The organism is Amphritea atlantica, assembly GCA_024397875.1.
Classification (GTDB): domain Bacteria; phylum Pseudomonadota; class Gammaproteobacteria; order Pseudomonadales; family Balneatricaceae; genus Amphritea; species Amphritea atlantica_B.
This window is the reverse complement of sequence record CP073344.1, coordinates 477,361-489,370: the sequence shown is the minus strand read 5'-3', so window position 1 is coordinate 489,370 and position 12,010 is coordinate 477,361. Positions and strand designations below refer to the sequence as shown.

At 52.6% G+C, this 12,010-nt stretch carries 11 protein-coding genes; 4 read left to right on the top strand and 7 right to left on the bottom strand.

Translation table 11 applies throughout. The features are described 5' to 3' along the window. The 5 genes from rng to KDX31_02055 all read right to left on the bottom strand — a co-directional run bounded on the left by rng (window position 1) and on the right by KDX31_02055 (window position 4,835). The gene (rng, locus tag KDX31_02075; protein UTW03844.1) at window positions 1–1,485 is read right to left on the bottom strand and encodes a ribonuclease G; all 1,485 of its coding nucleotides are present in this window, start codon (window positions 1,483–1,485) and stop codon (window positions 1–3) included. Between the two features lie 194 nt (window positions 1,486–1,679). Next, complete coding sequence (gene maf / locus KDX31_02070) at window positions 1,680–2,315, bottom strand: septum formation inhibitor Maf (GenBank protein UTW03843.1); 636 nt, start codon at window positions 2,313–2,315, stop codon at window positions 1,680–1,682. A 22-nt stretch (window positions 2,316–2,337) separates the two neighbouring features. Continuing rightward, the gene (mreD, locus tag KDX31_02065) at window positions 2,338–2,823 is read right to left on the bottom strand and encodes a rod shape-determining protein MreD (protein UTW03842.1); all 486 of its coding nucleotides are present in this window, start codon (window positions 2,821–2,823) and stop codon (window positions 2,338–2,340) included. Continuing rightward, a complete protein-coding gene (gene mreC, locus KDX31_02060) occupies window positions 2,816–3,712 on the bottom strand; it encodes a rod shape-determining protein MreC (GenBank protein ID UTW05262.1) in 897 nt (298 codons plus the stop codon). Before mreC ends, mreD begins: the two co-directional genes overlap by 8 nt. A 79-nt stretch (window positions 3,713–3,791) precedes the next feature. Next, a complete protein-coding gene (locus KDX31_02055; GenBank protein ID UTW03841.1) occupies window positions 3,792–4,835 on the bottom strand; it encodes a rod shape-determining protein in 1,044 nt (347 codons plus the stop codon). Between the two features lie 157 nt (window positions 4,836–4,992). On the opposite strand from KDX31_02055, the gene gatC reads away from it, so the two are divergent. The 3 genes from gatC (at window position 4,993) to gatB (ending at window position 8,337) form a co-directional block, all read left to right on the top strand. Beyond that, window positions 4,993–5,280, top strand: coding sequence for an Asp-tRNA(Asn)/Glu-tRNA(Gln) amidotransferase subunit GatC (gatC, locus tag KDX31_02050; protein ID UTW03840.1), 288 nt, complete (start codon window positions 4,993–4,995; stop codon window positions 5,278–5,280). A gap of 39 nt (window positions 5,281–5,319) precedes the next feature. Next, a complete protein-coding gene (gene gatA / locus KDX31_02045; GenBank protein ID UTW03839.1) occupies window positions 5,320–6,768 on the top strand; it encodes an Asp-tRNA(Asn)/Glu-tRNA(Gln) amidotransferase subunit GatA in 1,449 nt (482 codons plus the stop codon). A gap of 111 nt (window positions 6,769–6,879) precedes the next feature. Continuing rightward, window positions 6,880–8,337, top strand: coding sequence for an Asp-tRNA(Asn)/Glu-tRNA(Gln) amidotransferase subunit GatB (gene gatB / locus KDX31_02040; protein UTW03838.1), 1,458 nt, complete (start codon window positions 6,880–6,882; stop codon window positions 8,335–8,337). A 162-nt stretch (window positions 8,338–8,499) separates the two neighbouring features. Here the strand turns inward: gatB and KDX31_02035 are convergent, their stop codons facing one another. Then, complete coding sequence (locus tag KDX31_02035; GenBank protein ID UTW03837.1) at window positions 8,500–9,144, bottom strand: TorF family putative porin; 645 nt, start codon at window positions 9,142–9,144, stop codon at window positions 8,500–8,502. A 317-nt stretch (window positions 9,145–9,461) separates the two neighbouring features. Between KDX31_02035 and msrA the strand changes: the two genes are divergently transcribed. After that, complete coding sequence (gene msrA, locus KDX31_02030; protein UTW03836.1) at window positions 9,462–9,932, top strand: peptide-methionine (S)-S-oxide reductase MsrA; 471 nt, start codon at window positions 9,462–9,464, stop codon at window positions 9,930–9,932. Between the two features lie 36 nt (window positions 9,933–9,968). Here the strand turns inward: msrA and KDX31_02025 are convergent, their stop codons facing one another. Beyond that, window positions 9,969–11,996, bottom strand: a complete 2,028-nt coding sequence (locus tag KDX31_02025; protein ID UTW03835.1) for an NADPH-dependent 2,4-dienoyl-CoA reductase — start codon at window positions 11,994–11,996, stop codon at window positions 9,969–9,971. Between the last annotated feature and the right edge of the window lie 14 nt (window positions 11,997–12,010).

Sequence of the window (12,010 nt, the reverse complement as noted above, 5' to 3'; positions counted from 1 at the left end):
CTATTTCAGCACCACATCATACTGTTCCGGGCCATACATAGGTTCGACCTGAAAACGGATTGTTTTAGCAATAAAGGCCTCCAGCTCAGCGACATGGTCGGAAAGCTCATCCAGCAACATCGACACCACCCGGTCAGACGCCAGCACCAGATAGGAGTCGGTATCATAGGCACGGTGCTGTCGCAGTATCTCCCTGAATATCTCATAACAGACGGTTTCCGGGGTTTTCACCGACCCCCGCCCCTGACAATGCTCACAGGGTTCACAGAGTATATGCTCAAGACTTTCCCGGGTACGCTTACGGGTCATCTCCACCAGGCCCAGCTCGGAAACTCCGGTGACCTTGCATTTCACATGATCCTTTTCAAGCACCCGCTCAAGGGTACGCAACACCTGACGCTGATGGTCTTCATCCAGCATATCGATAAAATCAATAATGATAATCCCACCCAGGTTTCGCAGTCGCAACTGACGACCGATCGCGGTGGCCGCTTCCAGGTTGGTTTTAAAGATGGTCTCTTCCAGATTCCGGTGTCCGACGTAAGCCCCGGTGTTAATATCCACCGTGGTCATCGCTTCAGTCTGATCAAAAATCAGATAACCGCCGGACTTTAGCTCGACCTTGCGTCCCAACGCCTTCTGAATCTCTTCCTCAATATTATAGAGGTCAAAAATTGGCCGTTCTCCAGGATAGTACTCAAGGATACCGCTGATCTCAGGCACCAGCGCCTCAGCAAACTGTTGCGAGCGCTGGAATGTCTCTTTTGAATCCACCCGTATACGCTCGATCCCCGCATGCGCCATATCCCTTAAAGCACGCATATTCAAAGGCAGATCTTCATAGATACAGGACGGAGCACTATACTCTTCAACTTTACGGGAGATCGACTCCCATAACCGACAGAGAAACAGGATATCCTGCTTCAACTCTTCTTCTGATACTCCTTCCGATACAGTTCGCAGGATAAAGCCGCCCACTTTAGTGTTCTGATCGCCCATTCCGGCCACCACCTCTTCGACCGCTGTCCGCAATCGCTCCCGCTCGTCACTGTCCTCAATACGCTGGGAGATACCGATATGTTCATTACCCGGCATATAGACCAGGTATCGTGAGGGGATAGAGAGGTTTGTCGTCAGGCGTGCGCCTTTAGTACCGAGAGGATCCTTGGTAACCTGAACGGTCAGTGACTGACCCTCACGTAACAAGCGATTGATGGTGAGGCTGCTTTTGCCATTGGCTCCAGTGCTTTCATCCTCCGGATGCTGCAACTCATCCACATGAATAAACGCTGCTCGCTCCAGACCGATGTCAACAAATGCCGCCTGCATACCCGGCAGTACGCGTACCACCTTACCTTTATAAATGTTACCGACAATACCCCGGCGCTCGGCCCTTTCAACATAGATCTCCTGCGGCATACCATTTTCTATAACAGCAACACGGGTCTCAATGGGGGTAAAGTTAATCAGAATCTCTTCGCTCATAATCCATCCCTAGGAGACCCGTCACCAGGTCCCGTCAGTCTTCTTGGATACTACACCTGAAACCGGCAAGCACCGTAATCTTTGTGAATACTCTTTAAAAAAACAAATCAGACATCAGCGCAGGACGAGCCCTCCCCTGCATCAAAAATACCTGTAGGCGATGTTAATTACTTCAGCACCCACTCACTGCGAAATCAACACCCAACCTGCCATACAGGTATACCAAATCTATCCAACAGCGCAGCGGTCTCTGCCAGCGGGAGTCCAACGACAGCAGAGTAACTGCCATTAATACTAGCAACAAAAACCGCGCCTAAACCCTGAATACCGTAGGCCCCGGCCTTGTCACAGGGTTCGCCGGTGTCCCAGTAGCATTCGCACTCAGCCTGACTCAATGTTCGGAACTGTACTTCTGTAGTGACTACCTGAGTGAGGATTCGTTCCCGGTTTGTGACTGCTACCGCAGTCATCACCCGATGTTTCGAGCCGGAAAGCTGCTGCAGCATTGCCAGCGCCTCATCCCGGTTTGCAGGCTTACCCAGAATTTGCTCATTACTGACCACGACGGTGTCCGCCCCCAGTACCACGACGCCCTCTGCTGCGACAGTCAGCCCAGCACAGGCCTTCTCTCTGGCGAGCCGCTCAACAAACGCCTGAGGAGATTCCCCTGGCTGCACAACTTCAGGAATATCAACCGGCCTGACACTGCAAGTCACTCCGATCTGCTGCAACAACTCTAAACGCCGGGGAGAAGCAGAAGCGAGTACCAGTTCAGGAACATCTTGTCTGAGATCAGCAATTTCAGAATCAAAACAGTCAGAATTAGTCATCACAGAAACCGCCACTTAAACATCAGGACACCCTGAAAGTCCGGCGCAGCCCTCTCAGGATAATAAACAACCAGGGCCACAGAGCAGCACTCATCAACGCTGGCAGCAGAAAGATCAGGCTGTCACTGCGGGTTCCCATCAGACTGTGTATCCAGTTAAAGATCAGCTGATTGATTCCCACCAGCACCATCACCATGACGGCCTGCTGCACCAGCGGAAACATCCGCAGCCGTTTGTAGAGCAGCAATGTCAGATAGGCAATGATCAGCAGTGACAGCATATTCAGCCCCATCGGACTGCCTTTAATCAGATCAAGTCCCAGGCCCACCAGCGCAGCGGTCCCCAGACCGATCCGTTCCGGCAGCGCCATCACCCAGTAGATCAGAATCATAGCCACCCACTCAGGCCTGAACCACTCAGCAAACTGTGGCAGAGGCATCTGGCTGAGCATATATCCCAGCAGGAAAGTGGCCAGGATGATCGACCCTCCGCCCCGCTGGCTATTCACCCTCAGCCTCCGGAACATTTATACTGGTCTGCTGAGGCTTTATTTTCTCACTGTGAGTCTGCTCTATCTCAGGCGGCAGCTCCGGTGCCTGAGGCATATCCACCAGCAATATATGCCGGCTTTTATTCAGCATTGCGGCAGGCTCTGCTTTTACCAGAGCAAACGGTGCACCAGGATCCCGCTGCACACTGACTACCTTAGCCACCGGGTAGCCCTGCGGGAAACGCCCCCCCAATCCGGAGGAAACCAGCAGATCTCCTGCACGAATATCCGCAGTATCCGGCACATGCACCAGCTCCAGTTGATTCACTGAACCGTTACCCAGCGCAATAGAACGAAAACCGTTGCGATTTACCTCAACAGGAATTGCATGACGCGAATCGGTGATCAGCATCGCCCTGCTGGTATAGTGGGTTACTTCGACGACCTGCCCCATAATGCCGCCGGAGTCGAGCACCGCCTGGCCCACATAGGCATGATCTTCTGAGCCCCGGTTAAGAATAATCTGATGTTGGAACGGATCAGGGTTCACTCCGATCAGTTTGGTCAGGAAAACATCCTGCTCGAGTCGCTGACGACCGTTCAACAGTTCACGCAGCCGGACATTCTCAGCGGTCAGCGCCGATACCTGCTGAACCCGCTGTTTCAACAGCAGTGCTTCCTGACGCAGACGGCGGTTCTCATCGCTCAGCTGACTGCGGGTCACCAGAACATCACTGAGTTCATCCGCCACCTGCGCGGGGGCATCAACAACCCATTGCAGCGGCGTGATCAACAACGAAAGATAGGAACGTGTCTGATGCATACTGGCCCACTTCAGGTCCAGAAAGATAAGCACCAGTGACAGCACTAACAGAATGACAAAACGGGCCCGTAAGGACCCGCTAATGAATATACTAGCGATGGAACACCTCCAGCTGGAACTGTTCCTTCAGATTGGGTAAATCAACCATTCAGATCATTCAGACTTATTCAAAGGTGAGCAACTCAAATGCATGCTTATCCAACAGTTCCAGAGCACGACCACCGCCGCGGGCAACACAGGTAAGAGGATCATCAGCAACGATCACCGGCAATCCGGTTTCTTCGCTGATCAGCTTGTCCAGGTTGCGCAGCAACGCACCACCACCGGTCAGTACGATACCCCGTTCTGCAATATCAGATGCCAGTTCAGGTGGACACTGCTCCAGCGCACTTTTGACAGATTGGACTATCGCCGACAGCGGTTCCTGTAGCGCTTCCATTATCTCATTACTGTTGAGCGTAAAGCTGCGGGGTATCCCTTCAGCCAGGTTACGGCCACGGACATCGATTTCAAGGGTTTCAGAGGTTGGGTAGGCCGTACCGATCTCCTGCTTAATCCGCTCGGCAGTGGCATCGCCAATCAGGCTGCCGTAATTGCGGCGAACATAGGTAACAATACCCTCATCAAAACGGTCACCGCCGACCCGGACAGACTCGGCATAAACAATACCGTTAAGCGAGATGATCGCGATCTCAGTCGTACCGCCACCGATATCCACCACCATCGAACCATTCGCCTCATCAACAGGCAGTCCGGCACCAATAGCGGCCGCCATCGGCTCTTCAATCAGATACACTTCACGGGCGCCTGCGCCCATCGCTGACTCTTTTATTGCCCGGCGTTCAACCTGTGTAGACTGACAGGGAACGCACACCAACACCCGGGGGCTGGGATTAAGAAAACTATTGCCATGCACTTTCGTAATAAAATGCTGCAACATCTTCTCAGTCACATGAAAATCTGCGATAACACCATCTTTCATTGGCCGGATTGCGGTAATATTACCTGGCGTACGGCCTAACATCCGCTTTGCATCGGTACCGACTGCAGCTACGGTTTTCTGCGCCCCGTTGCTGCTTTGACGAATAGCAACAACCGAGGGCTCGTTCAGTACAATGTCTTTATCGCGAACATAAATAAGGGTATTGGCAGTGCCCAGATCTATAGAAAGGTCACTGGAAAAAAGCCCTCGAATCTTCTTAAACATCGGTTGTCCGCCTTAGATTGTGCGACTGCACATTCACTTGATCAAAAAAACAGGCCCACTGTAGCAATGGCGGGGATTTTGGGCAAGCTGCAAATGTGTTAACGTAGCGCTTTATTTTAGTTTTCAGACCAAATTACATAGTAATGAGAATCCAGCAATGTCGTTAGACCGCACAGACGTCGAAAAGATCGCTCATCTGGCAAGATTAAATATCGCCGGGCAAGATATTCAGGAATACGCTGAAAACCTCAGTAATATTCTTGACCTGGTCGACCAGATGCAGGCAGTCGATACTCATGATATCGCCCCAATGGCCCATCCGATGGACGCCATTCAGCGCTTACGTATCGATGAGGTGACCGAAGGGAATCAGCGTGACCACCTTCAGACAGTGGCTCCGGCCGTTGAAGCAGGCCTGTTCCAGGTCCCTAAAGTGATCGAGTAATCTCGGACCAGACACCCGTTTTAAGGATTTACAAACGTTATGTTAGACAAAACACTCGCCGAACTGGCACAGGGGTTGGCAACTGGTGAATTCAGCAGTGTTGAGCTGACCCGCAACTACCTGGACCGGATCAGGGCAGAAGATGGCTCGCTGAACAGCTTTATCACCGTCACTGAAGAGCAGGCACTGGCCCAGGCCAAAACCGCTGATCAGCGCCGCGCTGCCGGGGATGCAGGCCCCTTCACCGGCCTGCCGATCGCCCACAAAGATATTTTCTGCACCGAAGGCGTACGCACCAGTTGCGGCTCACGGATGCTGGATAATTTCATTTCGCCCTACAACGCCACCGTGATTGAAAACTTCAATCATGCCGGCGCGGTAAGTCTGGGCAAGACCAATATGGATGAGTTCGCCATGGGCTCTTCCAATGAGTCCAGTTTCTATGGCGCGGCTCGCAACCCCTGGAACACCGAGTGTGTACCGGGTGGATCATCCGGTGGCTCAGCTGCGGCCATCGCTGGCGGACTGGCTCCGGCAGCGACCGGCACCGATACCGGCGGTTCAATCCGTCAGCCCGCTGCGCTGTGTGGCATTACCGGACTTAAACCCACTTATGGCAGGGTATCCCGGTATGGCATGATCGCTTATGCCTCATCTCTGGATCAGGGCGGCCCTATGGCCCGCACCGCCGAAGATAATGCGATGATGCTGAATGTTATGGCCGGGTTCGATCCAAAAGACTCAACCAGTATCGATAAAGCGGTGCCCGACTATACGCTGACCCTGAATGACTCCCTCAAGGGGCTGAAAATAGGCCTGCCGAAAGAGTTTTTCTCCGGCGAGATAGATCCACAGATCACCGCTCAGGTACAAAATGCGATCCGCGAGTTTGAAGCGCTGGGCGCAACGGTAAAAGAGGTCAGTCTGCCAAATACCCATCTGGCAATTCCGGCTTACTATATTATTGCTCCGGCAGAAGCCTCCTCCAACCTGTCCCGGTTTGATGGCGTACGCTACGGTTACCGCTGTGAAGACCCGGTCGATCTGGAAGATATGTATAAGCGCAGCCGCGGGGAAGGATTTGGTGAAGAGGTTAAGCGACGCATTATGGTCGGCACCTATGCCCTGTCTGAAGGGTTCTATGACGCCTACTATAAAAAAGCGCTACAGATCCGCCGCCTGATCCAGCAGGATTTCGTCAACGCGCTGTCCGAGGTCGATATCATTATGGGGCCGACGACACCGCATCCGGCATTTAAACTGGGTGAAAAGAGCTCAGATCCGGTCGCGATGTATATGGAGGATATTTTCACGATCTCCCTGAACCTGGCCGGTATGCCGGGAATGTCTGTCCCCTGTGGATTTGCCAACGGCCTGCCTGTTGGCCTGCAACTGATCGGTAATTACTTTGCCGAAGAAAGGCTGCTCAATGCAGCGCATCAGTTCCAGCAGGCAACCGACTGGCATCGTCAGAGACCCGTTCGCTGAATGTAAAAAGAAGCCTGGTCGCCAAGCAGCGGCTAAGCACGGGAAACAGAATTTAACGCAGCGGTTATTCAGGCGAGTGCCGAAGAGCAACTGCAAGAAGAGGTTTACAGAATGGAATGGGAAGCAGTCATCGGGCTTGAGATTCACGCCCAACTGGCGACTAAGTCCAAAATATTTTCCGGGGCCAGCACCGCTTTTGGTGCAGAGCCAAACACTCAGGCCTGTGCGGTCGATCTGGCCCTGCCGGGTACCCTGCCAGTATTTAACGCTGAAGCATTGCGAATGGCGGTATTGTTTGGCCTGGCGATTGATGCTGAGATCGGCTACACCTCGGTATTTGACCGCAAAAACTACTTCTATCCGGATCTGCCCAAAGGGTATCAGACCAGTCAGCTGTTTCACCCGATTGTTGGCACCGGGCATGTAGATATTGAGCTGGAAGATGGTACCACCAAGCGCGTCGGGGTCACCCGGGCACATCTGGAAGAGGATGCCGGTAAGTCCCTGCATGAAGAGTTCCCCAACATGACCGGTATCGACCTTAACCGGGCCGGCACCCCCCTGCTGGAAATCGTCTCTGAACCGGACATGCGCAGTGCAGAGGAAGCGGTGGCCTACGTTAAGAAGATCCACTCAATCGTAACCAACCTGAGGATCTGTGACGGCAACATGTCCGAGGGGTCTTTCCGCTGCGACTGTAACGTCTCGGTGCGTTACAAGGGTGAGGAAAAACTCGGCAACCGGACTGAAACCAAGAACATCAACTCATTCCGCTTTATTGAAAAAGCGATCAAGGGCGAAATCATCCGTCAGATCGATATTCTGGAAGATGGCGGCAGCATCACTCAGGAAACCCGCCTGTACGATGCCAATAAAGATGAAACCCGCTCAATGCGCAGTAAGGAAGAAGCCAACGATTATCGTTACTTCCCCTGCCCTGACCTGCTGCCTATCGTGATCGATGACGACTATATTGATCAGCTGCGCAGCACCCTGCCCGAACTGCCGGATGCCCGTAAAGCACGCTTTATCGAGCAGTATCAGCTGAGCGAATACGATGCGATGGTGCTGTCAGCCTATCGTGATCTGAGCAGTTATTTTGAAACCGCTGCAACGACCGCAGGCGATGCCAAACTGGCCGCAAACTGGGTTATGGGCGAGCTGTCAAAGCATCTGAATCAGAACGATACCGACATCACCCACTCCCCGGTCTCTGCTGAGATGCTGGGCGGCCTGCTGCTGCGTATCAAAGACAACACCATCACTGGCAAAATAGCCAAGCAGGTGTTTGAAGCGATGTGGGCCGGTGAAGGCAGCGCTGATGAAGTGATTGAAGCCAAAGGTCTGAAGCAGGTGACTGACAGCAGTGCCATTGAGTCGATGGTGGATGATGTGATCGCGGCGAACCAGCCTCAGGTTGATCAGTATGTCAGCGCCGAACCCGATAAGCGTGGCAAGATGATCGGTTTCTTTATGGGCAAGGTGATGCAGGCCTCACAAGGCAAGGCTAACCCGGGCCAGGTTCAGGGACTGCTGAAACAAAAGCTGGATGCCTTAGCTAACAGCTGAGCATCGACAGCATTATTTAAAGCCGGTCAGCACTAACAGTGCTGACCGGCTTTTTAATGGAAACGGTATTGTAAAAAAATACCCCGGCATCTCTGCCGGGGTAAAACCAGTGAACGTTAAACACAGAGGAGAAGCGCAAGCCCTTCCCTTAAACCAAACACTTTAGAGCAGGTCGAAGCTCTTGCTGATAGTAAAGGTCAGCTTGTCGGTATCACTGACCCAGGCATTGGCAGAGTTGTCATCATCCGGGAAAATTGCCGCAACGGACATATCCAGACCTTCGTAGGTCATTCCATAGCCCGCTTCGAAATAGGAACCATCGACATCATCGCCGTACACTCCATAAGTCAGGTAAGCACCTTCATATTCACCGGTGATACTGGCAAAGGTGTAATCCACATCGGGTGCTCCCGGCTCATCGAGGGTACCAATATTGTATGAAACTGAGACCGGTCCATAACCCGCACTCAGGTTATATTCAACGTAATCGCCCTCATACTTATCATACAAATAGGCGATAACGCCTACGCCATAGCTAAAGTCCTCATAGGCACCGCTATAACCGGCGTACAGATCATACTCCAGATCACTTGGCAGAGACGCCAGCCAGGTGCCAGCATAGAAGCCCATATCACTTTCATAATCCAGCCCGGCCATCATGCTGGCGTTTCCCCCATCACCGGACTGATCCAAACCTCGGAACCAATAATCACTCATTGCCCCCACATTTGCTGATACTCCGGCAAAACTGCTGACAGAAGCGGATAACAGAGCTGAAGCGATAAGCGTCTTAGTAAGCTTTTTCATTGATATTCCCCTTACAGATAGTCTTTTTTGCATAGCAAAAGAGTTATTAACTGACAAAAAGAATAGCAAGCAGCACGCCAATAACGTGCTAAATTACTATTTATCATAGACTTAACAGAAACACATCCGTTTCAATTGCAAGACATGAGAACCATAAAAGCGCACACAATGCTGCATCGCACCAAATATTCACATTGACGTCATTAAGCTGTAATTTTCACAAATAACTCAATAAAAGTGATCCCAAAAGACAAAAATCCGTCTAACATCTATCTATAGGTGGAGATCAATAGTTCAGGAAAAACAGGAGCAGTAGCATGCCAACAGCAACATTTGCAGCAGGATGCTTTTGGGGAGTTGAATCGCGCTTTGCCAGCACCCCCGGGGTGATTTCAACCGCCGTAGGCTATATGGGCGGACATACCGAAAACCCTACCTACAAGGACGTCTGTAATAAAACAACCGGCCACGCCGAAGTAGTGCAGCTGGAGTTTGACGACCAGGAAATAAGCTATGACACTCTGTTAGATATTTTCTGGCAGATGCACGACCCTACGACCCTCAATCGTCAGGGGCCGGATATCGGAGACCAGTACCGCTCAGCTATTTTCTACCATGATGACCATCAACGAATTATGGCGGAACAAAGCAAAGTAGTACTGGATAAAAGCGGCATTTTCGGCAACCCGATTGTTACCGAAATCACGCCGGCGGCCCAGTTCTGGAAAGCGGAAGAGTACCACCAGCAATACCATGCGAAAAACGGGCGTGGCGGTTGCTCTATCTGACATAAAACCGGGAACATCCCGGTTTTTTTATTGCTCTCAGATTATTAAGGCTAATCGGGTGCCCTGATCAATAGCACGCTTGGCATCCAGTTCAGTGGCCAGATCGGCTCCACCGATCAGATGATACGGTTTATCCAGCCCCTCGGTCAGCTCCTGCAGCGACTCCTGCCCGGCACAGAGAACAACATTATCTACCTCCAGAAGACACTCTTCCCCCTTTACCCGAAGCGACAATCCTGCATCATCAATACGCAGGTATTCACAACTGGACAACATCTCCACCTGACGTTTTTGCAGACCCAGGCGGTGTGCCCAACCGGTGGTTTTCCCCAGTCCATTACCCACTTTAGAGGGCTTGCGCTGCAGCAACCAGATCTTTCTGGCTGCGGGTTCCGGCATAGCTTCAACCCCCTCAACGCCACCCCGCGCCTGCAGACTCATATCCACCCCCCATTCGCGCATAAAGGCGGGAATATTCTGACTGGTTGATGGCCCCTGATGGGTCAGATATTCACTGATATCAAAACCGATCCCCCCGGCACCGATCACGGCCACACGTGCACCAACCCTGGCCCCTCTGATGACATCCAGATAGCTCAACACCTTGGGATGATTCCGGCCTTCAATATCGGGAATCCGGGGGATAATACCGGTGGCGATGATAACCTCATCAAAGTCACTCTGTTGCAGCTCATCCACTGTCACCCGGTGTTCCAGCCGGAGTGTTACGCCATCCAGTTCTATTCGGCGGCCGAAATAACGCAGAGTCTCATTAAACTCCTCCTTACCCGGGATCTGCCTGGCAATATTAAACTGTCCGCCGATCAGCGCCGCCGCATCAAACAGGGTCACTTCATGGCCCCGTTGCGCGGCGGTTGTGGCAAAGGCAAGGCCCGCAGGTCCGGCGCCGATAACCGCCAGTTTCTTGACCTTATCCGTTGCGCTTATGTTTAGTTCAGTTTCATGACACGCCCGCGGGTTCACCAGACAACTGGTCAGCTTGCCGGCAAAAATATGGTCAAGGCAGGCCTGGTTACAACCGATACAGGTATTGATTTCGTCGCTGCGCCCCTCCGCGGCCTTGCGAACAAATTCAGGGTCTGCCAGAAAGGGCCGGGCCATCGATACCATGTCCGCATCACCCCGGGCGAGCACCTGTTCAGCCACCTCCGGCGTATTGATCCGGTTCGAGGTGATCACCGGCACTGAAAGCGCCTGACGCACTTTAGCGGTCACCCAGGTAAACGCAGCTCGGGGCACTTTTGTGGCGATGGTAGGAATCCGTGCTTCATGCCAGCCGATACCGGTGTTGATCAGGGTCGCTCCCGCCTGCTCGATCGCTTTTCCTAAGGTGACAATCTCTTCATAACTGCTGCCTCCTTCCACCAGATCCAGCATTGACAGACGGTAGATAATGATAAAATCACTCCCCACCTGCTGCCGGATCCGCCGAACCACTTCAACGGCAAACCGGATCCGGTTGCCGTACTCACCGCCCCAGTCATCGTCTCGTTGATTCGTACGCGTCACAATAAACTCATTGATAAAGTAACCTTCCGATCCCATTACCTCAACACCGTCGTAACCGGCTTCTCTGGCAAGCCCTGCACAGCGGACGAAATCATCGATCTGCCGCTCGATCTCTGTCGGAGTCAACTCATGTGGTGTGAAAGGATTAATCGGGGCCTGCAACGCTGAAGGGGCAATCAGATTCGGGTTATACGCATAGCGTCCGGTATGCAGAATCTGCATACAGATCTTGCCATCTTCGGCATGTACCGCATCGGTAACAATCCGATGGTTAGCAACATCCTGCTGCGTACACATCAGTGCCGCATGCGCATGCACGGCGCCCTCTGGATTCGGCCCGATACCACCGGTAACAATCAGCCCAACACCACCCTGCACCCGTTCGGAATAGAAAACCGCCATCCGCTCAAAACCGTTCGGCACCTCCTCCAGCCCCGTATGCATGGATCCCATCAACACCCGGTTCTTTAGTGTGGTAAACCCAAGATCCAGAGGGGCAAGCAGATGGGGATAACCGGTTGAAGAGCCACTCATTTCAAATTCCTCAC